This window comes from Rhodophyticola sp. CCM32, assembly GCF_004751985.1.
Classification (GTDB): Bacteria; Pseudomonadota; Alphaproteobacteria; order Rhodobacterales; family Rhodobacteraceae; genus Rhodophyticola.
The window spans coordinates 1,472,557-1,499,066 of the sequence record NZ_CP038492.1 but is presented as its reverse complement, the minus strand read 5'-3'; the positions used below and the strand labels follow the sequence as shown (position 1 = coordinate 1,499,066).

Here is a 26,510-nt window from a genome sequence, read left to right as displayed (position 1 = left end):
GCTACAAGAGATTCGGGCAAGCGGAGAGTCCGGGATGCCTCCGGCGGAAGTATAGAGAAGCCTATGCCATCTCTGGCAGGCGCGCCGGACCCTGCCAGAACCGGGTCATCATCAGGGCCCCGGCAACGGCCAGGCCGATCACAAGGCCCATCCAGATGCCGACCCCGCCCAGACCCATCAGGATGCCGAGCACATAGCTGGAGGGGATGCCGATCAGCCAGTAGCTGATCACCGCGTAAAGCATCGGCAAGCGGGTATCCTGCACAGCTCTGAGCAGGCCAAGCGCCATCACCTGTGCCGCATCCGCCAGCTGAAACAGGGTTGCCACCGCCAGAAGCGATGTGCCGATGGCGATGATCTGCGGTTTCAGCGGATCGGTCGGGTCAAGGAACAGCGCGATCAGGGGCGCGGGGAAGATCAGGAAAAGCGCGATATTCAGCGCCACCACCACAGCCGAGAGTGTCAGGGCGGCGCGCGCCGCGTGGCGCAGATTGGGGATGTCGCGGCGGCCCCAGGCATGGCCTGCCCGCACGGTTGCCGCCGAGCTGAGCCCCACATGCACCATGAATGCGGTGGACACGATCTGGATCGCCACCCCATGGGCGGCCAGTTCCAGGGTTCCGATCCAGCCCATCATGATCATCGTTGCCATGAACAGCCCGCTTTCCGACAGAAGGGTCAGGGCAATCGGCCAGCCAAGGCGAAACACCTGTCCGAACGCCTCCCAGTCCGGGCGCCAGATACGGGCAAACAGGTCATAATCCGCCACACCCCGGGCGCGGGCGGCATAAAGCGCCAGAACCGCAAGCATCACCCCATGGGTGCCAAGCGAGGCGATGGCCGCCCCGCGCAGGCCCAGTTCGGACGCCCCCAGATTGCCGAAGATCAGCACCCAGTTCAGCCCCACATTCAGCAGAACGCCGGCCAGGGTGGCCCAAAGCACGATCCTGGTATGTTCCAGCGCCGACAGATGGCTGCGCAGCACCGTGAACATCACCGCAAAGCCAATTCCGCCGCCTGCGATCCGCAGATAGGATTGTGCATTGGCGGCCACATCAGGACCCTGCCCGAGGCTCAGCAGGATTGGGCCCGAGAACCAGAAAAGCGGCAGGCTGATGAGGCTGAACAGGACCGCGATCCACAGCCCCATGCGCGTGACCCGCCGGACCTGCGCCGTGTTGTCTTCGGCAGTGGCGGCGGCCACCATCGGCATCACCGCAAGCGCAAATCCCATCCCCAGGATCAGCACCACATGGAAATAGGTGGCGCCAAGGGCGGCGGCAGCCAGTTCCGGCACCCCGTACCAGCCGATCATGATCGTATCGGTCAGGCCGATGGATATCTGCGCCAAATGGCTGCCGATCAAAGGCAGGCCAAGCGTCAGCGTGGCGCGCATATGGCTGCGAAAGGGGGACATGGGTCCGGCTTACCCGGCGGGCGCGGGCTTGCCAAGCCAGAGTATCGCCGGGGTGTCGAACCGTCGCCCGCTACGCTTGCCCCGTTTACAGGGCCTGAACTGCCAGACTGCCCGCCAGAAGGGCGATGGCAAGACCTGCGGCCAGTTCGATCATCGGCTGCGCCCGGGCGATAGCGGCGCGGCCAGGCAAGCTGGCCAAGGCCCCTTCGCGGAGCGTTACGGCAGCTATGGCGACGGCGATTGTCACACTGGCGGTTCCCAGCCCCATGGCAAAGGCCCCGGCCATGCCGGTTGCGAAAATCCCCATCTGCGCGGTCAGGATCAGGATGAACAGTGCCCCGGTGCAGGGGCGCACCGCCACTGCCGCCACCAGCAGAATCGTGGCGCGCCACCCCGTGGTTTGCGACAGTGTTTCGGCATCGGGTGCATGGGCGTGACCGCATGTGGCGCAGGTGTCATGCGCATGATGGGCATGGCGGTCAGCGGACAGAAACAGGGCGGCAAACCCGCGCCAGACCAGCCACAGGCCCACCCCCGCGATCAAAGCAAAACTGAGCGGGGCAAAGGTCTCCTCCGCCAGACCGGTCAGCCGCGCCCGGCCCCAGCCAAGCAGCCACAACCCGGCCGCCACCAGGATCACCGCCGTTGCCGCCTGCGCCAAGCTGCAGAACAGCGCAATCGCTGACAGGCGCACCAGCCCGACCCGCCGCGCCGCGCCATAACCGCCGATGAGAATCTTGCCATGGCCCGGCCCCGCGGCATGAACAAACCCATATGCGAAACAAAGCCCGAGAAACCCTGTAAGAGCCCCCGGCTCCCCCACCCTGAGCGCACGCAACGCCCCGGCCAGCCCGTTCTGGATATCGCGTTGCTGTGCGATGGCCCACCGAAACAGGGCCGTATCAGCCCCGGTCAGGAAAATACCGGCCAGACCCAATGCACAGGCAAGGGCGAGAAGGATCAGCCCGCCGCGCATCTGAACACCACCCGATCGGCAAAGACCGCGCCAATGGCGGGAAAATTGTCTTCCGCCGAGATCGCGCCGCCGATTTCTTCAATTTCGGCCGCCAGAATGGCATAGGCCGCATCAAGATCGGGACGCAGCAGGGCGCTGCTGCACCCGTCACGCCCATCCACCTGCATCAGCAGGGTCATCTCGAATGCGATGTAGAAATCCGGGTCATAGATTGCAGCCTCATATTCTGTCGCATCTGTGGGCGCCCCCCGCACCGGGCGGCGATGGGTGGTTTGCAACTGCCCGTCAGACAGGCTGAGACTGACGGGTACGGGCGCGCCGATCTCCAGCGGCACCCCATTGGCGCTGAACACCAGCCCCCCCTCGAACCCGGCCGCCCAGTTCAGATCGAAGCCAAGCGTCCCGGCGATCTCTGCCTCGGTCAACACCCCGTCGAAATCCGGGTCCAGCCCGTAATCCTGCAACAGCACCAGCGAATACAGCTCGTCATAGCGCCAGGTCACCTGCACCGCGATCAGCAGGCCTTCGGCATCATGGATCAGGTCAAGCCCGGCATCTATGAAGATATGCGGATGCGCGGCCCCCGGCAGCGGGGCCGTTGCAAGACAAGCGGCCAAAACCGCAGATCGCCGGATCAGATGTCTCATTTCGCGCATATAAGGCGGCAAAGCTCTGCCCTGCAACCGGAACTCGGCCGCTATGGCAGATGAGCGCCGACGGGATTGTTGCGTTAATCATTGTTAATTGTTCTATAAAGCGCCGGTAGTTTGCCACATTTATGCCCAGTTTGGGCGACAAAACTTGCTCTTGCTTCTGGTCAACAAGGGTCATGAAAAATGTCTGAATGTTTTAGACAGTTTTTCCGCGACGAAAGCGGCTCCATCAGCGTAGACTGGGTGGTCTTGACAGCTGCGGCTGTCGGCATGGCCATTGCGGCCACCGAAGTGGTGCAAAGCGGGCTTGACGATCTGGCATCCGATCTGGAAGCGCAATTGCGCACTCAGCAGATTTCAGATTCATTTGTGCAATTCACCCCGGCCCATTTTGAAGCCTTATACGAAGACGGCACCCTGACCGCAGAACAGGCCTCGGACCTGTTCGATGTGGCCAATGAACTGACCAATGCCGATATCCTGACCCGGTTGGAAGACGGCATCAACGAGATGAACAACGGCACCCTGACCGATGCCGAAATGGCTGAACTGGTTGCTGTCGCCTCGGTCGCGTATCAGCGCAATATCGTTGATGACGCAGTGATTGAGCATTATTTCGGGGTTAATAGCAATGCCGGCGACGCCACCGCCTGATACGCCAAATCCAGCGCGATTCTCGTGTGTATCTGCGACCCGGCCTGGTGATAGCCGCATATATGCGCCCCGCATATCTTACGCCATCAAAGCGGATGTGACCGGGTGCATGCCTGTCTGATACCCTTTGGGAAATCCCCCTGCTGTGATAGGAAAAGACACCCGGTCGCGTAGTCCCGACCGGATATCATTTTCAGACGGGGGATCGGTATGGCCTATTTCGCCAATCACAGAGTACAAAATTCAGCTTATAAAATCATGAAATATACTTTTATCACAGTCCTTTGCGCGACATTCCTGATCTTCGCGTCTGATTGGTCACATGCCCAGGTCACGCCGAACCCGAATGAGGGCAAGAATATCGCAGGCGGGACCGGGCCACTGGCACCTCAGCCCGCCCCGGCACAACCGGCGGCCCCGGCCCCTGCAACCACGCCCATCGACCCGAAAGGCGGCCCCGCGCCGGTGCCGCAACCTGTACCACAGCCTGCGCCGCAACCTCTTCCGCAGCCGATCCCGCTGCCCACGCCGCAACCGATACCCGCCCCGGAGACCGGTGGCAAAGACGCGGAGACACCAGCCCCGGTGCCCGCGACAGAAGCGCCAGCCGCCGAACAGCCCGCTGAAACAGCGCCACCCGCCCCAGAAACCCCGGAAACGGAGGCCCTGGAAGCGGAAGCCACAGAAGCAGAGGAAAGTGGCACAGGGGATGAGACGGAAGCCACAGCACCATCCGGGGCGGAGAGCAGCCCCGGGCTCGCAGAAAGCACTGGCGCGCCCCTGCCCGATGTCATGGTCAGCCTTGCCGCAAGCTTCCCCGATGGCGAGGCGGAAAGCTTCACGCAGATGCTGATGGGCCTGCCCGACGGGGTAACTGCCGAGACAATCGGACATCTGCTGTATCCGCGCCGCCAGTTCGACCGTGCCGCCTGGTTCTTTGGCGCTGCGGCCCAGGCCCCCGATGCCAGTGCCGCCAGCCTGAACAATTTCGGCGCCCTGGCGATGGAGGTTTATGCCGATGCGCCCGACACCTGGCCCGAGACGTTTCTGCAAGCCGCTTATGACGCGCTGAGCCGGGCCAATGAGATGATGCCGGATGACCCGGCGATCCTGAACAATCTGGGCAATGCGGCCCGGCGGCTTGGCCTGACCGAGGACGCGGTAGAACACAGCCGCCATGCGACGGAACTTGCGCCCGATGAACCCCTGTACTGGACCAACCATGCCCGCGCGCTGGACGCTGCCGGGGATGCGGAAGGCGCCGCCGCCGCGCTCGCCCGCGCCCATCTGCTGGACCCCAACGGTCTGGCCCTGCTGGAAACCCTGCCCGCCCTGCCGGGCGCGGCGCCCTCCTATGGCCAGGCCCTGCAAAACCAGTGCAATGTCGATTTCCGCTGTCAGGAGATCTGCCCCCGCTCGATCATCGGCGGTCTGATGTCGGTGACCTGCGAGATTGAAAACAGCTCGGCCCAGATCGCCTGTACCGAGGGGCGCCCCTACCCGACCAGTTATCGCTGCGAGGAAGACCTGCCGGAATATGGCATTCTGATCCCGGGCCTGAATGCCGGGTTCTCGGTCGCGGTGCCCGGTTTCTCGGCCCATGTGCTGGTGCAGGGCGACGGGCGTGTGGATGTGCGAGTCGAGGCGGGTGGCTCCATCGGCCCGGTGGGTGTTTATCTTCGCGGCGATGGCCATTATTCCCCCTCGGGCGGGGCCAGTTTCGACAATCTGGGCGGCGGTGTCCGGGTCAATCTGCTGCCGAACTCGCCTGCCAATCAGCTGGCCAGCGATCTGGGGCATCCACCTGTCCATATCGAGGCGGAAAGCCTGAACGGCAATCCCTTCCAGATCAATGGTGAGACATATAATGCCGGGCTCTTCTCTTTCTGAGCCATGCATATCAGGCCTGCGGGCAGAATATAGCCGATCCGGCGCGCGAGGGGCTTGATTGCCCCCCGCACCGCCTGCCATGATCCCGCGAAAAGCACATCGCTTTCAAAAATAACCGGAGAGCAGCCATGATCCGCCCTTTTCTTTGTGTCAGCCTGATCGCGTTGAGCGGCTGTATCACCTATCAGACCGGCCCGATCCGCACCTCAACCACCTATCGGACTTTGCCCGCCAACCCCGCGCCCGCCGCAATCGTGGATGGCGTGCCGGTGACCCTGACCGATGGCAGCCGGGGCCTTGCCCTTTGGTGTTCCACTCCGGGTGACTGCATCGCCAATGCCCGCAGCGCCTGCAATAACAGCCAGTCGATCCGCTCGGTCGCGGATATCGACAATGCCTCACCCCGTGCGGCGGAGTTCTTTGAACGGCTCGATACCGAGCCGTCCTCTCTGGTTGTCGCCTGCAGTTGATCTATAGTATCGGCCTGAAATCCTGCACCACTCCACATCGCCCTTCCGCCCGGCGGCACCGCCGATCCGCGCCTGAGCCGACCCCACGGGGCGCAGGCACTTCTCGCCCACCCTTCGGCTCAGACGATGCCCTCTGTGCAATGTATATATGTTGCAGAATTTTGGGACGACACTTTAGAGCAGAAATCGTTTAATCTGACTCAAAATTCGCTGCCTCCGGGTCAGCAAACTACTGATCTCGAACGCGAATTTCGATGAGCGATGGTGCAGATTAGAGCACCCTGCCTTAAACCTGAGACATCGCGCATCACAAATACCCTGGGAACGCGAAGCGTGGCAGGGTATTTGTGATTCAAGTTTCAGGCTGGGTGCTTTAAAACGATTTCGCTCTAGCTGCAAAGACTTCCCCCCTGCCCCCAAACCTGCTCTAATACGGCGCAACAAACACAAGATAGAGCAGATAATGGCTGACGACCTTCTGACCGGTGCGCCCGATCCCAACGGGTATGATGCCTCCTCCATCGAGGTGCTGGAGGGGTTGGAACCCGTCCGCAAACGCCCGGGCATGTATATCGGCGGCACCGATGAACGGGCGCTGCACCATCTGGTGGCCGAGGTTCTGGACAATGCGATGGATGAGGCCGTGGCGGGCCATGCCAGCCGCATCGAGGTGGAGCTGAACGCGGATCATTCCGTGACGATCCGCGATAACGGGCGCGGCATTCCGGTCGATCCGCACCCGAAATTCCCCGACAAATCCGCGTTGGAGGTGATCCTCTGCACCCTGCATGCGGGCGGCAAATTCTCGGGCAAGGCCTATGAAACCTCGGGCGGGTTACATGGGGTTGGCGTGTCTGTGGTCAACGCCCTGTCTGATCTGCTGCGGGTGGAGGTGGCGCGCAACCGGGAATTGTTCGTGCAGGAGTTTTCGCGCGGCATCCCCCAGAGCCCGGTGCGGGCTGCGGGCAGCGCGCCGAACCGGCGCGGTACCACGGTCACCTTTCACGCGGATGCAGAGATTTTCGGCCATCACCGGTTCAAACCCGCGCGGATGATGAAAATGGTCCGCTCCAAGGCCTATCTGTTCTCGGGTGTCGAGATTCGCTGGAAAACCGCGATTGATGACGGCGAAACCCCGGCTGAGGCCGTGTTCCACTTTCCCGGCGGGCTGTCGGATTATCTGGGGGAAACCCTCGGGGCGGCCTCCACCTATGCGGAGAAACCCTTTGCCGGAAAGATCTCGTTTCAGGAGCGTTTCGGCCAGCCCGGCAGTGTCGAATGGGCAATCAACTGGACCCCTTCCCGCGACGGGTTCATCCAGAGCTATTGCAACACCGTGCCCACGCCCGAGGGCGGCACCCATGAACAGGGGTTCTGGGCCGCGGTGCTGAAAGGCATCCGCGCCTATGGGGAACTGGCCAATAACCGCAAAGCCGCCCAGATCACCCGCGATGATCTGATCACCGGGGGGTGCGCTTTGGTCAGTTGCTTCATTCGCGAGCCGGAATTTGTGGGCCAGACCAAGGACCGGCTGGCCACGACCGAGGCCGCGCGCATGGTCGAAGGCGCGGTGCGCGACCATTTCGACAACTGGCTGGCGGCGGACACGAAATCGGCCGGGGCGATCCTTGATTTCCTGATCCTGCGGGCCGAGGAACGACTGCGCCGGCGGCAGGAAAAAGAGACCGCGCGCAAATCGGCCACCAAGAAACTGCGCCTGCCCGGCAAACTGGTGGATTGCGCGCAACAGACGCGCGACGGCACCGAATTGTTCATCGTGGAGGGTGACAGCGCCGGGGGTCGGCCAAAATGGCGCGGGACCGGAAGACCCAGGCCCTGCTGCCATTGCGGGGCAAGATCCTGAATGTGCTGGGGGCGGCCTCGTCAAAAATGTCGCAGAATGCCGAGATTTCCGATCTGTGTCAGGCGCTTGGTGTCGGTATGGGGACGAAGTTCAGCCTTGACGATCTGCGTTATGACAAGGTCATCATCATGACCGATGCGGATGTGGACGGCGCCCATATCGCAGCCCTTCTGATGACATTTTTCTTCACCCAGATGCGCCCGATGATTGATGCGGGGCATCTGTACCTCGCCTGCCCGCCCCTGTTCCGGCTGACCCAGGGGCCGCGCCGGATCTATTGCCTGGATGAGGCAGAGCGCGATGCCTGGCTGGCCAGGGGGCTGGGTGGCAAGGGCAAGATCGACGTGTCCCGCTTCAAGGGTCTGGGCGAAATGGATGCCAAAGACCTGAAAGACACCACGATGAATGTGGAAACCCGCAAACTGATCCGCGTGTCGATTGACGAGGACGACCCGGGCGAAACCGGCGATCTGGTGGAACGGCTGATGGGCAAGAAACCGGAATTGCGGTTTCAGTATATCCAGGAGAATGCACGGTTCGTGGAAGAGCTGGATGTGTGAGGGTGTATAGAAACGGAGAGGGCATCGCCCGAACCGAGGGGTGGGCGAGAAGCGCCCGCCCCGTGGGGGCGGTTCGGGCGCTGTCCGGCGGTGCCGCCGGGCGGAAGGATGCAACCTGAAATGCTTCTATATTTGACAGATCAGTATCCCAAAGGAAAAGGGCCGCAAAACATGCGGCCCTTCGACAATCGCGTATATGTTTCGTCCCGCCTCAGCGCTTGGCTAATCATAATGCCCTTTTATTATTTCTTATCAATTCTTTACAAGCGTGGTAAAATTTCTGCTAACAAACTGCTACTATATCAACTCTGCTCAAGTTTCGTAGTGTAAATCAGTGCTCTCATCTCTCGCGTTATTACGCTCAAAAAACTCGTAAACGCAGCGCCAAAACTGCCACTCCGTTCAACCACATCACTCCGCGTACTCATCATAGCATTAGCTACCGCAGTGCTTTCGTCCACGCACAGCACTTCCACAATCAATCCAGCACCTTCGTCCACACTAACAACCACTCTTGCAACATCCACAGCGTGCTCTTCCGCGCAGTCGTATAAAGCGCGCCACTCTGCCTCTTCACCAACTGCCGCCATACCGCCAAGCAACCATACCACAGCTGCCAGCCCCGCCCTTCCAAAGCAATTTATCGCCATAACATCCTTCCCCACCTAACATTTTATTGTTTATTTACAATACTTTAAATCCTTCGTCCAGCCGCCATATCCGCTGCCACCAATCCTTTGCACTCAAAGCATAAATAACTTTGGAGGCAGACAAATGAACAACATTTGCCGCTGCCGTACCCATGCGCATGTTGCGGGGTTATGTCATTGAGCAGCATGGACGTGCTGTCAGCGTGCGAGAAATACTCTTTGAAATAGCGATTAAAGTAGCGTTTGTGCCAACGCGCGCGTTCCTCTTTCCACGTCCCGTTGCGCAAGTTGCGCTCGTACCAATCGTTCCAGTGCTGCTCAAACGTGTATTCGTCTAAGCTGTGCCCAAGCCGCGCTGCCTGCTGCAAGCGCAGGTATTCGCTCTGCGCAAACACAAACGCTTCTTCATACTTCGCCAGCTTTGTGCTGCGCGTGATGTAGCCTTTGTGTCCAGCAATCTTTAGCCGCATGTACCAGTTTGGCTGACGATGCGTTTTGGAGTTGGGCACTGCTACGGACAGGTTGCGCTGAAACAGCACAAGTGCGCCGTTGTAATGCTCATGCCTGTTTTCGTAAAACGCCACTTGCTCTTACTCGTCAGCTTCCGTCTCGTCTTCCACGTCCTCAAGCAATCGTGCCAAACGCTCTGCAATCGTCTCGCCCTCAAACATCCAGTATTGCCAACCGTTCACCGTCTGCCACGTGTATCCGTCACGCTGTAGTAGGGTAAGCGCTGACTTGCTCAAGCTTGTTTCCACACCTTCAAACAAAACCTTTTTCTCGCTGACAATTTGCGCTGTGGTCGCCTCATTGTTCGCGTAGTAAATCGTGTCGCCAGTCTTCAAACCAGCGTCGCTGAACTTGTAGGTTTTGCGCGGTTTTCTCGTCGCTTTTTCAAAAGCCTTTACGCCTTCCTCATCCTCAGCAATGTCGCCCTTTGGTGTCACATCGCGCCCGCGCGTCAGCTTCAACGCAGCAATCACGCGTTGCGGATCAATTTCAAAAAACTCACGCGTTGTTCTAGTTCTGTGGTCAGCAAAAGCTTGGTGAACAAGGCGCTCTACTTGCGCATCATCGTCAACTTCTACGGCATAGACACAACGGAACGGCAAAGGCACGCTGGTGTTGTCCAGCTGTCGTAAACGTTGCTCCAAGTTCGTTGTCTTCCCTACCTTTACATAGTTTTGAAAAGCTGGATTGGTCAGAACGTAAACTATTGCCATTGCTCAAAAAATCTCGCGCACACATGCTTTAACTGCTGCGATTATGCTAAAATCGCTTACCTTAAACGTCAATAAGATCAGCATCCTGCTAACAATATGCTACCAAAGAAAAACGCCCACTTTTGCAAGCGGGCGTTTGTTTTTATTGAGTTTTTTCGTCGTTCGACATTAGCGCTTGGAGAACTGGAAGCTCTTCCGCGCCTTGGCACGGCCGAATTTCTTGCGTTCCACCACGCGGCTGTCGCGGGTCAGGAATCCGGCGGCTTTCAGCGCGCCGCGCAGGCCCGGTTCATACAGTTGCAGGGCTTTTGAAATCCCGTGTTTCACGGCCCCTGCCTGACCTGACAGGCCGCCGCCCTTGACGGTGGCCATCACGTCGAACTGGTCTTCACGGCCGGAAACGGTGAAGGGCTGGCGCAGGATCATCTGCAGCACCGGGCGGGCGAAATAGGTGCTTTGATCCTTGCCATTGACCACGATCTTGCCCGAGCCGGGTTTGATCCAGACCCTTGCAATCGCGTCTTTCCGTTTGCCGGTGGCGTAGGACCGGCCAAGTGCGTCACGCACCGGTTCGCGGGTAACCTCGGGCTCAAGCGTCAGGGTCGGCTCCGGGGCGGGCACGGCGCCCTCGTCCACAGCGCCTTTCAGCTCATCGAGCGATGTCAGTGTCTCGGCCATGCTCATGCGCTCCGTGTGTTTTTGGGGTTCATTGATTTCACATCCAGCACAGTGGGCTCCTGCGCCTCATGGGGATGGTCGGCACTGGCATAGACCCGCAGATGGGTCATTTGCTGACGGCTCAGCTTGCCGCCGGGCAGCATGCGTTTCACCGCCTGGGTCACCACACGTTCCGGGTGGTCGCCCTCAAGGATCTGACCCGTGGTGCGCGATTTGATCCCGCCGGGATAACCGGTGTGCCAGTAATTGGGTTTGTCGCGTTTCTTGCCCGTCACCTGCACCTTGTCGGCATTGATGACGATCACATTGTCGCCCATATCCATGGAGGGCGTGAAAGACGGCTTGTGTTTGCCGCGCAGCCGTGTGGCGATGATCGAGGCAAGACGGCCCAGAACCACGCCTTCGGCGTCGATCAGGATCCACTGCTTGTCGATATCCGCCGGGGTGGCAGAAAAGGTTTTCATCGGTTTACTGTCCTTTAGAAGGCCAACAGGGCGCATCATGCGGGCGCCCCGAATTGGGATGGCGCGGTTTTACCCGATTGCACGCCCGGGTCAAGGTCTCCCAGAAACAAATAATATAGCATAATCATATAGTTAGATTTAAGGTATTATTTTACCCCATTCGATCCGAGCAGTTCCATTCCATATCGTCGGCGCAAACACATTATCATGGCGAAAATGGCGCAGCCTATGCGGCTCCCCTGTGGCGCGCGCATTCCGCGGGCATGGCAGGGTATTGATGATCCAGGTTCAAGGCGGAGTGCTGTAAGAGGTTCGGCCCTACCGGTCCGGTGGGATCGAATAGGTCAGCGAGGCCCGGGCAACGGGTTTGTCCATCCCCTCGGAATAGATCAGGCACTCCCCCACCGCCAGAACACGGCCCAGTTTCAGTATCCGGGTGTCACAGATCAGATCGACCCCGGCCACGGGTTTGCGCATGAAATCAATCGCGCAACTGGTGGTCACCGACAGGGCTTTGGGCCCGATCTGCGCCAGTATCGCCAGATAAACCCCCACATCGGCCAGTGAAAATATCGCGGGGCCAGACACCGTACCGCCCGGGCGCAGATGCCGGTCATCCACGATCAGCCGGATACGCGCATAGCCCTCGCGAACGTCTTCCACCCGGAACATATCCGCGACCTGGGCGAACTCAGCCGTCAGAAACGCCTGCAGCGCGTCCTTGTCCATTGCCACTGCCATTGCGTCACTCCCTGCTCTTCCCGTAAGGTTTGCGTGTTTTCAGGGGGGTGGCAAGGGAGTGCCGGAATGTCCGAACAGATTTTGATCCGCGAAGATATCGGGCCTGTCACCCGGTTGACGATGAACAGCCCCGGCAGCCTGAATGCGCTGAGCGACCGGATGCTGGCCTGCCTGAAGGATGAATTCACCGGATTGATGGCGGATACCGGCCAGCGGGTGGTGGTGTTGCGGGGCAATGGCAAAGCCTTCTGCGCCGGTCATGATCTCAAGGAGATGCAGGCCAAACGCCAGGATAAAGACAAAGGGACCCGCGCGATGCAGGACCTGTTCAGCCGCTGCACCGAGGTGATGCTGATGATCCCGCGCCTGCCGCAACCGGTGATTGCCCAGGTCCATGGGATTGCCACGGCGGCGGGCTGCCAGCTGGTCGCCTCCTGCGATCTGGCCATCGCCGATCATGATACGCGCTTTGGGGTGAACGGGGTGAATATCGGCCTGTTCTGTTCAACCCCGATGGTGGCCCTGTCGCGCAACATCCCCCGCAAACACGCTTTCGAGATGCTGACCACGGGCCGGTTTGTCTATGCCGCGCGCGCGGTCGAACTGGGTCTGATCAACCGGGCCGTGGATGCGGGCACGCTTGAGGCGAGGACACTGGAACTGGCCGAAACCATCGCCGGCAAACTGGGCAGCGCCGTGCGCATCGGCAAACGGGCATTTTACGAACAGCTGGAACAACCGATCGACGCGGCTTACGCCCATACCGGGGCCGTGATGGTCGAGAACATGCTGGATGACGACACTGCCGAAGGCATCGCCGCTTTCCTTGAAAAACGCGACCCGGCCTGGACGCAATAAACACCCGGGGCTTATAGAGGTCAGATTCCGTAAATCGCGCCGAATTTCGCGTCCAGATAATCCAGAAGCGGTTCCACGCTGACCGTTCCACCCGTGGCATGTTCAATCGTCTCGCGCGGCGGGCGCAGGCCCCCATGGCGTTGCAGCCTCTCCCGCAGCCAGGCCAGCGCCGGCGACGGGTCGCCTTTGGCCAGCGCCTCATCCAGATCCGGCAGATCGCCGCGCAGCGCCTGATGCAGGCATCCGGCATAGACATTGCCAAGCGAATAGGTCGGGAAATAGCCGATCAGCCCGGCGGACCAATGCACATCCTGCAACATCCCGTTGGACGGCCTGTCCACCGCGACGCCGAAATCAGCCAGGAACCGGTCATTCCAGGCTGCCTCCACATCGCTGACCGCCAGATCGCCGGACAGCATCGCGCGCTCCAGATCGAACCGCATCAGGATATGCAGATTGTAATGCACCTCATCGGCCTCGGTCCGTATGAACCCCGGCTGCACCCGGTTGATCGCCCCGTGGAACGCGTCTTCACCCTGCACGCTCAACGTGCCGAACCGGTCCACCATCCGGCCATAGAGCCAGCCGGTAAAGGCCCGGCTGCGGGCAAGCTGGTTTTCATAGATCCGGCTCTGGCTTTCATGAACCCCCATGGAGACACCCTGCCCCAACGCGCTCAACCCGTAATCCGGGGCGATATTCTGTTCATAGCTGGCATGGCCGACCTCATGGATGGTCGAATAGAAACAGCCAAGCGGCTCCGCCTCATCCACCCTTGTGGTGATCCGCACATCGGCGCCGCTGCCGGAGCTGAACGGGTGAACCGCCTCATCAATCCGCCCACGGGTGAAATCATACCCGAAGACAGCGGCCAGTTCCTCGGACAAGGCCAGTTGTTCGGGTTTGGAGAAATGGCCCGTCAGGGGCGCCGGGTCATACCCGCTTTCGGCCACCGCCGCCCGCAGCGCCACCAGACGGGGCCTCAGCGCCCCGAACATCTCATCCAGCGCCGCGCCGCTCATTCCCGGTTCGTAATCCTGCAACAGGGCGTCATAAGGATCACCGCCTTCGGACAGGGCCGCGGCCTCCTGCTGGCGCAGCGACAGGATCTCCGCCAGCACCGGCAGAAACGCCACCACATCTTCGCTGGCGCGCGCCTCGGCCCATTGCCCATGGGCCAGCGCCGTGGCCCGCACAATCGCCGCTGACAGGTCTGCGGGCACTTTCGCCGTCCGGTCATATCGTTGCCGGATCAGCCTGATCTGCGCCGCCTCAACCTCCCCCTCCGGTGTCACCGTCTCCAGCCAGTCTGCCACCTGGGGCGCCACCCGGCGGCCGTGCAGCACGCCTTCCAGCGCCGCCAGTTCCTCCCCCCGCTGGCCGATGGCGGCCTCGGGCATGCTGGTTTCCTGATCCCAGCTCAACCGCCCCATCACCTGGGCCAAAGCCTCGGTCTGGCGCTGAAAGGCCAGCAGATCGTCCATCGCGCTCATGCGTTTGCTCCTCTTACAGATTGTGGCAACGGGTAGACCGACAGGAACCGGGCGCGCAGCACCAGACCCATCAGGATCACCGCGCCAAGCTGATGGGCAATCGCCAGATGCCAGGGGGCCGATTGCATCACCGTCAGAATGCCCAGCCCCATCTGCGCAACCAGCATCAGCGCCATCCCGCCAAAGGCCCGCCGGGTGCGGATCAGGGCCGACCGGCGGGCCAGGGCCCAGACCGACAGCCCGAACAGAAACAACAGATACCCCGCTATCCGATGGGTGAACTGCACCGTCCCGTCATTCTCGAACAGGTTCCGCCAGACAGGGTCCAGCGCCCACATATCCGGCGGCAGGACCCCCCCGGCCATCAGCGGCCAGTCGATATAATTGCGCCCCGCGTCAATGCCCGCCACCAAGGCCCCGAACAGAACCTGCACCAGCGCCAGAAGCAATACCCATGTGGCCAGACGCGCCAGCCGCCGGTCGCCATTGCGCCGCGCCTGCATCAGCGCCGCCTCGTCGCGGCCCAGCAACAGCACATACCAGATGATCAGCCCCAGGATCACAAAGGCCAGCCCCAGATGCACCGCCAACCGGTAGGAGGCCACATCCAGCATCCCCGCCGCCAGCCCCGAGGAGACCATCCACCAGCCGATCACACCCTGCAACCCGCCCAAAACCCCCAGCAACAGCAACCGCCCGGTCCAGCCCGGCGGCACCGCCCGCGCCACCACCAGCCCGGCAAATCCCAGGGCCCAGATCAACCCGATCACCCGGCCAAGCTGCCGATGGCCCCATTCCCACCAATAGATCGCCTGAAAGGCCGCCAGACTCATGCCTCTGTTCTGCAACTGATATTCCGGGATCGCCCGATAGGCCTCGAATTCCGCCTGCCAGTCCTCGGCGCTCAAGGGCGGGATCGCGCCTGTCACCGGCGCCCATTCGGTGATCGACAGCCCGCTATCGGTCAGCCGGGTCAGACCACCAACCGCAATCATCGCCACCACCAGCAGAAACAGCACGATAAGCCAAAGCCGCAGAAACCGCCGCCCCCGGCCCCGACCGGCACTTACCCCCCCGGGCAGGGCCGCCGGTTTCTGCCGGTCCGTCACCTCTTCGAAAATACTGCGGCTCATGCCAGCTATCCCGCCTGATCAGATCTTACGCCAGAGCTATCGCAAGCCCCCGCCCCCTTCAAGCAGGCGCAGGCCCGCTCAGCCCCACCTACATCTTTGCTTTTCAAATATGGCCGCCGGAGGTATCGACCCCGGCCCACGCACAACATGGCCCGCCCCTGTCCCGCACCCTTACTTCCCGGCCCACCGCACCATCTGCCGCAACATCCCGTGAAAGGTCTGCACATCCGCACGTGTCAGCGGCAAGCGCCCCCAGAGATTGCGCAGATTGGTCTTCATCCCCTCGGCCTTGGTTGCGGGAAAGAAGAACCCCGCGGCCTCCAGCCGCGCCTCGAAATGATCGCCCAGCTTTTCAATCTCCAGCCCGCTGGCAAACTCCGTCCGCGCCAGTTCCATCACCTCCGGAGCAATCTCCACACTGGCGCGGCGCCATTCATAGGCGGTCAGCAATACGGACTGGGCCAGATTCAACGACGGGAATTCCGGGTTCACCGGTACCGAGATCGTGGCATTGGCCAGAACGATATCCTCATTCTCAAGCCCGGCCCGTTCCGGCCCGAACAGGATCCCCACCCTGCCCCCCTCGGCCTGAATGGCGCGGGCCTGTTCCATGGCCCGTTCCGGCGACAGGATCGGTTTGGTCAGACCGCGCGCCCGGGCCGTGGTCGCAAAGACATAGGTGCAGTCGCGGATCGCCTCGGGCAATGTTTCATAAAGGCCCGCGCTGTCCAGCAGCCGGCCCGCCCCGCTGGCAAGCGCTCCTGCGCGCGGATTGGGCCAGCCATCGCGTGGCGCGACCAGACGCATCTGATCCAGCCCGAAATTCCACATCGCGCGGGCGGCGGCACCGATATTTTCACCCATCTGCGGGCGCACCAGAATGAAAGCAGGTTGGGTCATGACATGCGTTTAGGCAGGGATGAGGCCAAGGGCAAGCACCCCATTGTTCGCCCCCGCCGAACCCGCTATCACCGCCGCCAGACCTGTCGCCAAGGCCCGCCAAGGACGCAAGATGACCGACACGCCGCAGCTATACCTGATCACCCCCCCCGCCTTCGAGGCCGATCTCTTCGCAGATCGTCTGGCCCGTGTGCTGGACAGTCATCAGATCGCCTGCCTGCGCCTGACCCTGGCCAGCAGTGATGAGACAGAAGTCGCGCGCGCCGCTGATACGCTGCGCGATCTGGCCCATGCCCGCGATGTGCCGCTGGTGATCACCGCCCATCTGCATCTGGTGGAAAAACTCGGCCTGGACGGGGTCCATCTGACCGATGGCGCCCGGTCCGTCCGCAAGACCCGCACGGCCCTTGGCGCAGACCCGATCATCGGGGCGGCCTGCGGTGCCTCCTCCCATGACGGGATGAGCGCGGGCGAAGCCGGGGCCGATTACATCGCCTTTGGCCCCGTGGGCGACAGCGCGCTTGGCGATGGCACCCGGGCCGCCGATGATCTGTTTTCCTGGTGGTCCGAGATGATCGAACTGCCCGTGGTGGCCGAGGGCGCGCTGACCGCCGACCGGGTCACCGCCCTGGCCCCGGTCACTGATTTCTTCGCCATTGGCGAGGAGATCTGGCGCGAAGATGATGCCAGTGCGGCGCTTGCCCGGCTGACAGCCCCGCTGCGCTAGGCGGCGTCCATATAATCTGCAACGCATATGTATATCGCGGATGGCAGCGTCTGAGCCGAAGGGTGGGCGAGAAGCGCCCGCCCTGTGGGGCGGGGCGGGCGCTGCCCGGCGGGGCCGCCGGGCGAGGGGATGATTTATAGTATTTCGCGCTTAACCTGAAACAGATCGCATCGAAAACCACATTCAAACCGAAGGCACGAAGCAGCAGTTTTATCAGCCAGCCTCCTCAAGCCCGCTCCGCACGGCGGTCTCTGCTGCTTTCGCAAGCGCCTTGCGGTCTGCGAAATCCGAGACAGTCAGCGGCGGATGATAGATCACCTCCACCTCACCGCCGCCCGGTGCGGCCAGCACCCGGAGCAGGCCGGGGCCAAAACCCATATCCCCCCACCAGCCATAAAACCGCCGGTCCTCCCCTTCGGGCGCGGTATAGCGCAGGGTGACCGGCTGGATATGCAGATGGTCACGCAACCGGTCGCTGAAAAACGCTGCGAACAGCGTTGATTTGAACTCCAGAACCCGCAGACCATCGGTGGAGGTACCCTCGGGGAAGAACAGCAGCTTGTGCCCCGCCTGCAACCGGTCCTCGAACAGGGCCTGCTGCGCCCGGGCCTCCCCCCGGCGCCGGTTGATGAATACGGTGCCGGTTCCCCGCGCCAGCCAGCCGATACCACCCCAGCCCCGCACCTCGGCCTTGGCCACGAAATACATCCGCTTGCAGGCGTTGAGTACGAAAATATCCAGCCAGCTGACATGATTGGCCACAAACGCCCCGCGCCCGGCCATGGGCTGGCCCGTCACCTTGCGGCGCAGTGACAGACAGCGGCAGGCCAGACGGCAAACAAACTGGGTGATGAAGGGCGTCACCGGCCGGTTCAGCCCGCAGATCAGACGTTCGGGCAGGCGCAGCAGCAACAGAAGCGGGAAACAAAACCCCAAACTCAGCAAAAGCGGCAGGGCCCGGCCCAGAATGCGCAACCAGGCCCCGGGCCCGGGGGTGCGGTCTTCTTCCGGCGGCGGCTCCCCCTGCCAGGTCACGTCAGCGTCTCTCTTTGGTATAAATCGCCCGGTGACGGGCAGACATCCGGCCGGTATCCATGATCAGGCAGACATCGACACAATTGAACGGCTGATCCACAAAGGCGCCCTCGCCCACAAACCCGCCAAGGCGCAGATAGGCCTTGATCAGCGCCGGGATGGCCCGCGTCGCCACAGGCCGGTCCAGCGCCGCCTCGGGCAGCAGATCCATCCGTTGATACGCGTCAGACCGGGCGCGGGCACGAATATCTTCCGGCGCCAGATGACGGTGATGGAGGAAAGACAGCGGCTGCGCCAGAGAGGTGATATCCGTGCCATGGAATGACGCGACACCGAACATCACCTCGATCCGGTGATCGGCCACATAGCCGGCCAGCCCGGCCCACAGATGCATCATCGCCGTGCCGCCGCGATACTCCGCATGGACGCAGGACCGCCCCAGTTCCAGCAGCCTCCGGTCCGAGGCTTTCAGCCGCGCCAGATCATATTCATCCTCGGAATAGAACTGCCCCGCCGCCTGCGCCTGATCGGCCCGCATCAAACGGTACACGCCCACCACCCGATCTGTGGCGGGGCGCCGGTGATCCAGCAGCAGAAGATGATCGAAATACGGGTCGAACCGGTCCCGCTCAAGCCGCGCATCATGATCGACCAGCGGCCCGTCGCCGCCCAGTTCCTCGACAAAAACCTGATAGCGCAGGCGCTGCGCGGCGCGCAGATCATCCGCATTCCGTGCCAGACACAGCTCAAAATGCGCCTCATTGATCTGCATAGGGTCCCTCGCCTCACATCCCGCGCGGGTGTATCAAAGCCGCAAGAGAACGCAAGCATACCGGTTATCGGGACTTTGCCACCGGGTGATCTCCTGCTATCTTTTGCTTTACTGCACGCTTCCTACGTAACGATCATCGCTCGAGTTCAGGAGACGACATCAATGTCCAGCCCCACGCGCGCGCCATCAATCACAACCTTGCCTTCATGCTCGAAATTCACGGTGATCTTGCCGCCGATATTCGATTGCACCTGCCCCAGCCCCCAATCCGGGCGATCCGGGTGGCGTACCAGCATACCGGGTTCCAGAAACGCATTCAGATCATCTGACATCTCGGGTCTCCGCTGATGGAGGGCAAAACCGAAATTCCGCCCCAGGATCTGGCCGCGCTTGTCGCCTCGCGGCTGTGCCATGATCTGGTCAACCCGCTTGGTGCCATCGGAAACGGCCTTGAACTGCTTGGCATGACCGGCGTGGCCAATGGCCCTGAAATGGCGCTGATCAATGATGCCGTCAAGGATGCCCATGCACGGGTGCGGTTTTTTCGCATCGCCTTTGGTCTGGCCATGCCGGAACAGGAGATCAGCCACCGAGAGGCCCGCGATATTCTTGATGACCTGTTCGGCTCCGGCAGGCTGACGGTCAGTTGGCTGACGAGAGCCACCTTGCCACGGGCCGAAACCCGCCTTGCCTTTCTGATGCTGAACTGTATCGAAAATGCCCTGCCCATGGGCGGCACTGTCAGCATTGGTCAGGACGGGGATGTGCTTTGGCTGAATGCAGAGGCGCCCCGGCTCAAGATCGAAGAGGAGCTTTGGCAGATGTTGGACCATGGCAATGAAACCGTGGAGCTGCGCCCCGCAACCGTGCAGTTCATACTGCTGAGAGACGCCGCGTTCGACGACAACCGCCTGCCCAGAGTTCAGATCGGCGACACAGAGATAAATATCCGCCTTTAACACCTGTGGTTCAGGCCTGCGGCTTCCGGCCGAAGCTTTAGATCAAACCGCGCTCAACCCGGCGCGGAACCGCCGCATATTCTGCCGGTAATGTTCCGCCGAGGCCAGCAGGGCCTCCTGCGCCGCCGCGTCAAGACTGCGCACCACCTTGCCCGGCGCGCCCATCACCAGCGACCCGTCGGGAATTTCCTTGCCTTCGGTCACCAGCGCCCCGGCCCCGATCAGACATCCTTTGCCGATCACGGCCCCGTTCAGCACCGTCGCGCCCATCCCGATCAACGATCCGTCGCCAATCGTGCAGCCATGCAGCATCGCCCTGTGGCCGATCGTGCAATTCTCCCCGATCGACAGGGGGAACCCCATATCGGTGTGGAAAATGCAACTCTCCTGCAGGTTGGAGCCTGCGCCCACGCGGATCACTTCATTATCCCCACGCAGGGTGCAGCCGAACCAGACACTGACCCCGGGTTCCAGAACCACATGGCCGATCACATTGGCATCCGGGGCCACCCATGTATCCTCGCCGATCTCCGGCGCGGCCCCGTCCAGCGCATAGATCATTCCCGTCCCTCCTCGAACTGGTCATGGAGCATCCGCACATGGGCCTGCAGCCCGGGCTGCTGCGCCTGTTTCAGCCGTTCAGCCTCGACAATCTGTTTCAGCCGGGCCTCGGTCGCGTCCAGATCATCATTGATCAGCACATAATCATAACCGTCCCAATGGCTGATCTCGTCCCAGCTTTTCTGCATCCGTTTGGCGATGGTCTCTGCCTCATCCTGCCCGCGCTGTTCCAGCCGCCGTTTCAACTCCGCGATTGAGGGCGGCAGAATGAAGATTGACAGGACGTGGTCGCGCAGGGCCGAGGTCTTGATCTGCTGCGCCCCCTGCCAGTCGATATCGAACAGCACATCGCGCCCGCTTTCAATCGCCTCGGCCACAGGCGCCATCGGGCTGCCGTAGAAATTGCCGAAGACAAATGCATGTTCCAGCATCGCGCCCTCGCTGACCATGCGCTTGAAATCCGCCTCGCTGAGGAAATGGTAATGCTGGCCATCCACCTCACCCTGTCTTGCGGGCCGGGTGGTGGCAGAGACCGAAAAGCTCAGGGATGTGTCCCAGCCCATCAACCGCCGGGCCAGCGTGGATTTGCCCGCGCCCGAGGGGGAGGAGAGGATGATCAGCAATCCGCGACGGGGGGGGGATGTCATTGTCATTCCACGTTCTGAACCTGTTCGCGCATCTGATCAATCCGCACTTTCAGGTCAAGCCCGATCCGTGTCAGCGCGGTGTCCGAGGATTTTGAACACAGCGTGTTGGCCTCGCGATTGAACTCCTGCATCAGGAAGTCCAGCTTGCGCCCCACCGGGCCCTTTGCCTGCAGCAGGCCGCGCGCGGCGCTGATATGGGCCTGCAAACGGTCGATCTCTTCGGTGACATCGGCCTTGACCGCCAGAAGCGCCAATTCCTGGGCCAGCCGCGCCTCGTCACTTTCATCCGTCGCCTCGATCAGTTTGGCGACATTGGCGCGAAACCGCGTGGCGGCAGTGTCCTGACGGGCCTCTGCGCAGTCTGCGGCAGCTTTGGTCAGCTCGGCCATTTCGTCAAGCTGGCGGGTCAGAACAGCCTGCAACGCGGCCCCTTCACCGGCGCGCATATCCTGAAACCCCGACAACAGCGCCTCGAAATCCTTCATAAGAACCGCCGCCTCGGGCAGGTCCGGTTCGGCCCTGCGGGCTTCATAGACCCCGGGCATGGCAAGAATATCCGCCGGACCCGGTGCGGCAAGGGCCAGACCTGCGGCCTCTGCCGCCTGAGCGGCCTGGGTCATCGCTGCCAAAGCCGCCTCCAATGCCGCCTGATCCAGCGTCTGCGCAGCGGCGGTTTCCAGACGCCCCAGTTTCAGCGACAGGCTGACATTGCCGCGCCCAAGGGTTGCGCCCATCCGGTCCCGCAACGGGGCTTCAAGCGCGCCCATCCGGTCAGGCAGGCGCAGTCGCAGGTCCAGCCCGCGGGCATTCACGCTGCGCATTTCCCAGGACCAGACCAAGCCCGGCGCCGCCCCGTCGCGCGCGGCGTAACCTGTCATTGAGTTAACCATTTAAGATTTTACCCCCATGCCTGTCGCCTTTTATTCATTTATTAAGAAATGGGTAAGGATTTCGCGGCCAGCATTATCATACACGGTGCTGGCATCACAACGCGTACATCCGCTTGGGACACATATCCCTCGGGATGCACCGTGACGATAAGGACAGCAAAATGAATAATGGACAGGCCGCAAGCCGGACTGTGGTCTCCCTCTGGCAGTACAAGGCAGATATGATACACCCGGTCATCAAGGATCTGATAGCATATTGGGAAGATCTCAGGGCCGGGCGCGTTGTGCCGGACCGTGCCGATATTGACCCGCGCGCGATGGTCACACTGCTTAACTACACCTTCATCCTTGACCGGGTGCGCCCCGGCGTGGTGCGGTTTCGCCTGTCGGGCACACATCTCAACACATTGATGGGGATGGAGGTGCGTGGCATGCCGATACGTGCATTTTTCGAACTGCGCGCCCGCAGCTCTCTGATGGAATATGTGGAGGCGGTGTTTACCGGCCCGAATGTGCTGGATCTGAATCTGACCTCTGACGCACAGGGGCGGCGTGACCTGAACGGCCGGATGACAGTTTTGCCGCTTCGAAGTGAGGATGGGCAGATCAATCGCGCGATCGGGGCGTTTGTCACCGAGGGTCATATCGACCTGCCGCCGCGCCGGTTTCGCATCCGCCAGGCTGATATGATCCCGCTATATCCTCTCGGCCCGGGCCGGGATACTGCCCATAAAGGCCCGCATGCATCAACGCCCGGTCTGGGTGAACCGCCTGCCACATCCTATGTCGCGGCAAACACCTGTGAACCATCCGGGTCGCGGCCCGGATTGCGCGTGCTGAAAGGCGGCAAGGACTGATCTGCGGATCAGGCCCTCGCAGAGGGCATCGCCCGCCCCGTGGGGGCGGTACGGGCGCTGCCCGGCGGTGCCGCCGGGCGGAAAGGTCGTTAAAGTGATGCAGAATTTTGGGCCGGCGCTATAGCCCGTTTCACTTCAAGGCCCACTCGAACCGCTCTAACGCCCCATTTCCCAGCTTCAGCCCACGGCGAGGCGCTTGGCCTGCCGCCCGGCTGACAGTTCCTCGGCCACCAGAAAGGCCAGTTCCAGCGACTGGCTGGCATTGAGGCGCGGGTCACAGGCGGTGTGATACCGCGAGGAGAGATCCTCATCGGTCACGGCGCGCACGCCACCGGTGCATTCGGTCACATCCTTGCCGGTCATCTCGAAATGCACGCCACCGGGCACCGTACCCTCGGCCTTGTGGATCGCGAAGAATTCCTGAATTTCCTGCAGGATCGCATTGAAGAACCGGGTTTTATAGCCGGAATTCGCCTTCACCGTGTTGCCATGCATCGGATCGCAGGACCACACGACCTGCGCACCTTCCTGCTGCACCGCCTTGATCAGGCGCGGCAGATATTCGCCCACCTTGCCCGCCCCGAACCGCGCGATCAGGGTCAGCCGTCCGGCCTCGTTTTCCGGGTTCAGCTTTGCCATCAGCACTTTCAGATCCTCGGGCGTGGTCGTGGGCCCGCATTTCAACCCGATCGGGTTTTGCACACCGCGCGCGAATTCCACATGTGCCCCGTCGGGCTGCCGGGTCCGGTCGCCGATCCAGATCATATGGCCCGATCCTGCCAAAGGCAGGCCGGTGGTTGAATCCACCCGCGCCAGCGCCTCTTCATATTCCAGCAGCAGCGCCTCATGGCTGGTGTAGAAATCCACGGTCGAAAATTCATGAGTGGTGCCACCGTCAATCCCGGCGGCGGCCATGAAATCAATCGAATCCTGAATCCGGCTTGCAATATCGCGATATTTCTCGGCCCCTGCCCCATCGGCAAAGCCAAGGGTCCAGGAATGCACCCGGTGCATATCCGCAAAACCACCGGTCGAAAACGCCCTGAGCAGGTTCAGAGAGGCCGCCGACTGGGTATAGGCCTGAAGCATCCTGGCCGGATTCGGGTGGCGGGCCTCGGGCGTGAAATCAAGCTCATTGATGATGTCACCGCGATAGCTGGGCAGTTCCACCCCGTCGATCACCTCGGTCGGTGTCGAACGCGGCTTGGCGAATTGCCCGGCCATCCGGCCCACCTTGACCACCGGCACTTTCGCACCATAGGTCAGCACCATCGCCATCTGCAACATCACCTTGAACGTGTCACGGATCGTGTCGGCGCTGAACTCGCCAAAGCTTTCGGCGCAATCGCCACCTTGCAGCAGAAACGCCTCGCCCCGCGCACAGGCCGCCAGATCGGCCTTCAGGCGCCGCGCCTCACCGGCAAAAACCAGCGGCGGATATTTCCCAAGCTGCGCCTCGACCGCAGCCAGTGCCGCGGTGTCGGGATAGTCCGGCATCTGCACCCGCGGTTTCGCGCGCCAGTCCGATTTGCTCCAGCCTTGTGCCGCTGTCATGACAGCCTCCTCTTGAACTCGGCCCCGCTTATAGGCGGGCCCGGCGCGGCATCCAATGGCCTTTTTCGCATGACCGGGGATTGCAACGGGACAAAAATGGTGATTTCGCTAGCGAACCGGGCGTCATAGGCATGACCCCGGATGGGGAGGCAAGAAAGGACCGGCGCATGCCCAGCCTGAAAAATGGCGTGCCGAGCCAGCCGAAACGCTATGTGTTCGTGCTGCTGGACCAGTTTACCATGTTGTGTTTTTCCTGTGCGGTCGAAGCGCTGCGCATCGCCAACCGCATGGCAGGTGAGGCGCTTTATGACTGGACACTGGCCGGAGAAGGCGGCGAGATCGCCTATTGCAGCGCCGGGATCGGCTATAAGCTGGATCAGGACCTGTTCGAGATCGGGCGCGATGACACTGTGCTTTTATGCGGCGGGATCGACGTACAGGGCGCCACAACCAAACGCCTGCTGAACTGGATACGGCGCGAGGCCCGCAAAGGCCCGGTGATCGGCGGGCTGTGTACTGCGGGGTATACGCTGGCCCGTGCCGGGTTGCTGGATGGCAAACGCGCCACGATCCATTGGGAAAATCAGGACAGTTTCACCGAGGAATTCGAGGATGTAGCCCTGACCAAATCGGTCTTTGTGATCGACGGCAACCGGATCACCACCGCCGGCGGCACCGCATCGATTGACCTGATGCTCAAGATCATCGCCACCGATCACGGGGAAGGGCTGGCCAATCTGGTGGCCGATCAGTTGATCTATACCTCGATCCGCACCGATCAGGATACGCAACGCCTGTCGATCCCGACCCGGATCGGGGTGCGGCATCCGAAACTGTCCCAGGTCATTCGGATGATGGAACAGAATATCGAGGACCCGATCAGCCCCTCGGTTCTGGCCTCCGAGGTCGGCATGTCGACCCGGCAGCTGGAGCGGCTGTTCCGCCGGTATCTCAACCGGTCCCCCAAACGGTATTATATGGAGTTGCGGCTGGCCAAGGCGCGCAACCTGCTGATGCAGACAGATATGAGCGTAATCAATGTGGCCCTGGCCTGCGGCTTTGCCAGCCCGTCGCATTTCTCGAAATGCTACCGGGCGCATTATGAAACCACGCCGTACCGCGAACGCGGGTCACAAGCCTCGCGCATCCCGGGCTAAAGCACCCTGCCTTAAACTTGACTCACAAATACCCTGCCACGCTTCGCGTTCCCAGGGTATTTGTGATGCGCGATGTCTCAGGTTTAAGGCAGCATGCTGTAGGCGGCGGCTGTAAGGACAGCCCGGGGCAAAGCTGTGATGGAGCAACGAAAACCCAACGGCGCAGCGATGCAGGTTCAAGGCGGAATTCTCCAGAATTCCACGTGGAAAACTGGAGTTTTCCACCTCAGCAGTGCTTTGGCATATGTGTTTCACCTGAAAGCTGGTGCAGATTTCAGATCAAACGCAAACCGCTTTAATAAAGCGGCAAAAACGCGTTGATATCGCTGTTGAATGACATCTGGATCGCGACCAGTTCATCGCCACGGTCATGCAAAACCAGATGCACATAAACGTATTTATAATCCTGATCCCAATAGGCGATCAGCTGCTGGCGAAACCCCGGCGCGGTTTCCGCCTCGCGCATCAGCGCATGGTCGATGAAATCACTGGGGTAGACACTGCGCATCTGCGCTTCCAGCGCGATCATATCCTGTGGGCTGATCTCACCAGCCCCGCCAAACGCCTCCATCAGCAATATAATCGACCGGGAATTGACCAACTCATCCAGAACCCCGCGCATGGTCTGATAATCTCTGAAGACACCGGGTATCTGGCTTTGGGCCAGGGTCGTCAGCGGGGACAGACACAAAGCAACACCGAAAAGCAGGGATCGCATCAGCACACT

At 61.4% G+C, this 26,510-nt stretch carries 28 protein-coding genes and 1 pseudogene; 9 read left to right on the top strand and 20 right to left on the bottom strand.

Features of this window, described 5'->3' with window-relative positions; translation table 11 throughout:
• Positions 1-61: 61 nt before the first annotated feature.
• The 3 genes from E2K80_RS07360 to E2K80_RS07350 all read right to left on the bottom strand — a co-directional run bounded on the left by E2K80_RS07360 (position 62) and on the right by E2K80_RS07350 (position 3,010).
• A complete protein-coding gene (locus tag E2K80_RS07360) occupies positions 62-1,417 on the bottom strand; it encodes an MATE family efflux transporter (RefSeq protein WP_135374154.1) in 1,356 nt (451 codons plus the stop codon).
• A gap of 85 nt (positions 1,418-1,502) precedes the next feature.
• Entirely contained in the window at positions 1,503-2,393 is an 891-nt protein-coding gene (locus tag E2K80_RS07355; protein WP_135374152.1) for a nickel/cobalt transporter, read from the bottom strand.
• Positions 2,378-3,010, bottom strand: a complete 633-nt coding sequence (locus E2K80_RS07350; RefSeq protein ID WP_210405441.1) for a DUF1007 family protein — start codon at positions 3,008-3,010, stop codon at positions 2,378-2,380. Before E2K80_RS07350 ends, E2K80_RS07355 begins: the two co-directional genes overlap by 16 nt.
• 219 nt (positions 3,011-3,229) lie before the next feature.
• On the opposite strand from E2K80_RS07350, the gene E2K80_RS07345 reads away from it, so the two are divergent.
• The 4 genes and pseudogenes from E2K80_RS07345 (at position 3,230) to parE (ending at position 8,484) form a co-directional block, all read left to right on the top strand.
• Positions 3,230-3,700, top strand: a complete 471-nt coding sequence (locus E2K80_RS07345; RefSeq protein WP_135374148.1) for a hypothetical protein — start codon at positions 3,230-3,232, stop codon at positions 3,698-3,700.
• 258 nt (positions 3,701-3,958) lie between these two features.
• On the top strand, positions 3,959-5,590 hold the full coding sequence (locus tag E2K80_RS07340) for a tetratricopeptide repeat protein (RefSeq protein ID WP_135374146.1): 1,632 nt from the start codon (positions 3,959-3,961) through the stop codon (positions 5,588-5,590).
• Positions 5,591-5,718: 128 nt separating this feature from the next.
• A complete protein-coding gene (locus E2K80_RS07335; RefSeq protein WP_135374144.1) occupies positions 5,719-6,060 on the top strand; it encodes a hypothetical protein in 342 nt (113 codons plus the stop codon).
• Between the two features lie 463 nt (positions 6,061-6,523).
• A pseudogene (gene parE, locus E2K80_RS07330) lies at positions 6,524-8,484 on the top strand (DNA topoisomerase IV subunit B).
• Positions 8,485-8,786: 302 nt separating this feature from the next.
• On the opposite strand, the gene E2K80_RS19075 reads toward parE, so the two are convergent.
• The 6 genes from E2K80_RS19075 to E2K80_RS07300 all read right to left on the bottom strand — a co-directional run bounded on the left by E2K80_RS19075 (position 8,787) and on the right by E2K80_RS07300 (position 12,240).
• Positions 8,787-9,074: a hypothetical protein gene (locus tag E2K80_RS19075; RefSeq protein WP_135374142.1), complete on the bottom strand. Its 288-nt coding sequence runs from the start codon at positions 9,072-9,074 to the stop codon at positions 8,787-8,789.
• A 104-nt stretch (positions 9,075-9,178) separates the two neighbouring features.
• On the bottom strand, positions 9,179-9,718 hold the full coding sequence (locus E2K80_RS07320; protein ID WP_210405440.1) for a hypothetical protein: 540 nt from the start codon (positions 9,716-9,718) through the stop codon (positions 9,179-9,181).
• A gap of 6 nt (positions 9,719-9,724) precedes the next feature.
• Complete coding sequence (locus tag E2K80_RS07315; RefSeq protein ID WP_135374140.1) at positions 9,725-10,357, bottom strand: GIY-YIG nuclease family protein; 633 nt, start codon at positions 10,355-10,357, stop codon at positions 9,725-9,727.
• 168 nt (positions 10,358-10,525) lie between these two features.
• On the bottom strand, positions 10,526-11,035 hold the full coding sequence (gene rpsI / locus E2K80_RS07310) for a 30S ribosomal protein S9 (RefSeq protein WP_135374138.1): 510 nt from the start codon (positions 11,033-11,035) through the stop codon (positions 10,526-10,528).
• A gap of 2 nt (positions 11,036-11,037) precedes the next feature.
• Entirely contained in the window at positions 11,038-11,499 is a 462-nt protein-coding gene (gene rplM / locus E2K80_RS07305; RefSeq protein ID WP_135374136.1) for a 50S ribosomal protein L13, read from the bottom strand.
• A 318-nt stretch (positions 11,500-11,817) separates the two neighbouring features.
• Positions 11,818-12,240 (bottom strand): PaaI family thioesterase, encoded by a 423-nt coding sequence (locus E2K80_RS07300; protein ID WP_135374134.1) that lies wholly within the window; start codon positions 12,238-12,240, stop codon positions 11,818-11,820.
• A 66-nt stretch (positions 12,241-12,306) separates the two neighbouring features.
• Between E2K80_RS07300 and E2K80_RS07295 the strand changes: the two genes are divergently transcribed.
• Entirely contained in the window at positions 12,307-13,098 is a 792-nt protein-coding gene (locus E2K80_RS07295) for an enoyl-CoA hydratase (RefSeq protein ID WP_135374132.1), read from the top strand.
• Between the two features lie 20 nt (positions 13,099-13,118).
• Here E2K80_RS07295 and E2K80_RS07290 read toward each other — a convergent pair whose 3' ends face one another.
• The 3 genes from E2K80_RS07290 to E2K80_RS07280 all read right to left on the bottom strand — a co-directional run bounded on the left by E2K80_RS07290 (position 13,119) and on the right by E2K80_RS07280 (position 16,624).
• On the bottom strand, positions 13,119-14,591 hold the full coding sequence (locus tag E2K80_RS07290) for a carboxypeptidase M32 (protein WP_135374130.1): 1,473 nt from the start codon (positions 14,589-14,591) through the stop codon (positions 13,119-13,121).
• Positions 14,588-15,724 carry a heme A synthase gene (gene ctaA, locus E2K80_RS07285; protein ID WP_135374128.1) on the bottom strand — a complete coding sequence of 379 codons (1,137 nt, stop codon included), beginning with the start codon at positions 15,722-15,724 and terminating at the stop codon, positions 14,588-14,590. Before ctaA ends, E2K80_RS07290 begins: the two co-directional genes overlap by 4 nt.
• 171 nt (positions 15,725-15,895) lie before the next feature.
• Positions 15,896-16,624, bottom strand: coding sequence for an RNA methyltransferase (locus E2K80_RS07280; protein ID WP_135374126.1), 729 nt, complete (start codon positions 16,622-16,624; stop codon positions 15,896-15,898).
• A 112-nt stretch (positions 16,625-16,736) separates the two neighbouring features.
• Here E2K80_RS07280 and E2K80_RS07275 point away from each other — a divergent pair, with 112 nt between their 5' ends.
• Positions 16,737-17,351: a thiamine phosphate synthase gene (locus E2K80_RS07275; RefSeq protein ID WP_135374124.1), complete on the top strand. Its 615-nt coding sequence runs from the start codon at positions 16,737-16,739 to the stop codon at positions 17,349-17,351.
• 213 nt (positions 17,352-17,564) lie between these two features.
• Here the strand turns inward: E2K80_RS07275 and E2K80_RS07270 are convergent, their stop codons facing one another.
• From E2K80_RS07270 to E2K80_RS07260, 3 genes are all read right to left on the bottom strand, one after another.
• Positions 17,565-18,386, bottom strand: coding sequence for a lysophospholipid acyltransferase family protein (locus E2K80_RS07270; RefSeq protein ID WP_135374122.1), 822 nt, complete (start codon positions 18,384-18,386; stop codon positions 17,565-17,567).
• Position 18,387: 1 nt separating this feature from the next.
• Positions 18,388-19,158, bottom strand: a complete 771-nt coding sequence (locus E2K80_RS07265; RefSeq protein ID WP_135374120.1) for a GNAT family N-acetyltransferase — start codon at positions 19,156-19,158, stop codon at positions 18,388-18,390.
• 146 nt (positions 19,159-19,304) lie between these two features.
• Positions 19,305-19,490, bottom strand: a complete 186-nt coding sequence (locus tag E2K80_RS07260) for a DUF3553 domain-containing protein (RefSeq protein ID WP_135374118.1) — start codon at positions 19,488-19,490, stop codon at positions 19,305-19,307.
• A 15-nt stretch (positions 19,491-19,505) separates the two neighbouring features.
• Here E2K80_RS07260 and E2K80_RS07255 point away from each other — a divergent pair, with 15 nt between their 5' ends.
• Positions 19,506-20,117, top strand: a complete 612-nt coding sequence (locus tag E2K80_RS07255; protein ID WP_135374116.1) for a histidine phosphotransferase family protein — start codon at positions 19,506-19,508, stop codon at positions 20,115-20,117.
• Positions 20,118-20,159: 42 nt separating this feature from the next.
• On the opposite strand, the gene E2K80_RS07250 is transcribed toward E2K80_RS07255, so the two are convergent.
• From E2K80_RS07250 to E2K80_RS07240, 3 genes are read right to left on the bottom strand one after another with little or no spacing between them, the layout of a single operon-like run.
• Positions 20,160-20,678 carry a gamma carbonic anhydrase family protein gene (locus E2K80_RS07250; protein WP_135374114.1) on the bottom strand — a complete coding sequence of 173 codons (519 nt, stop codon included), beginning with the start codon at positions 20,676-20,678 and terminating at the stop codon, positions 20,160-20,162.
• Complete coding sequence (gene gmk, locus E2K80_RS07245) at positions 20,675-21,331, bottom strand: guanylate kinase (RefSeq protein ID WP_443216550.1); 657 nt, start codon at positions 21,329-21,331, stop codon at positions 20,675-20,677. The genes E2K80_RS07250 and gmk overlap by 4 nt, the downstream gene beginning before the upstream one ends.
• Positions 21,328-22,203, bottom strand: a complete 876-nt coding sequence (locus E2K80_RS07240) for a YicC/YloC family endoribonuclease (RefSeq protein WP_238475678.1) — start codon at positions 22,201-22,203, stop codon at positions 21,328-21,330. Before E2K80_RS07240 ends, gmk begins: the two co-directional genes overlap by 4 nt.
• 173 nt (positions 22,204-22,376) lie before the next feature.
• Here E2K80_RS07240 and E2K80_RS07235 point away from each other — a divergent pair, with 173 nt between their 5' ends.
• Positions 22,377-23,072 carry a PAS domain-containing protein gene (locus tag E2K80_RS07235; protein WP_168193128.1) on the top strand — a complete coding sequence of 232 codons (696 nt, stop codon included), beginning with the start codon at positions 22,377-22,379 and terminating at the stop codon, positions 23,070-23,072.
• Positions 23,073-23,249: 177 nt separating this feature from the next.
• Here E2K80_RS07235 and E2K80_RS07230 read toward each other — a convergent pair whose 3' ends face one another.
• Positions 23,250-24,626, bottom strand: a complete 1,377-nt coding sequence (locus E2K80_RS07230; RefSeq protein ID WP_135374106.1) for a class II 3-deoxy-7-phosphoheptulonate synthase — start codon at positions 24,624-24,626, stop codon at positions 23,250-23,252.
• Positions 24,627-24,793: 167 nt separating this feature from the next.
• On the opposite strand from E2K80_RS07230, the gene E2K80_RS07225 reads away from it, so the two are divergent.
• Positions 24,794-25,783, top strand: a complete 990-nt coding sequence (locus E2K80_RS07225) for a GlxA family transcriptional regulator (protein ID WP_135374104.1) — start codon at positions 24,794-24,796, stop codon at positions 25,781-25,783.
• Positions 25,784-26,078: 295 nt separating this feature from the next.
• On the opposite strand, the gene E2K80_RS07220 is transcribed toward E2K80_RS07225, so the two are convergent.
• Positions 26,079-26,501, bottom strand: a complete 423-nt coding sequence (locus E2K80_RS07220) for a hypothetical protein (RefSeq protein WP_135374102.1) — start codon at positions 26,499-26,501, stop codon at positions 26,079-26,081.
• Positions 26,502-26,510 lie beyond the last annotated feature (9 nt).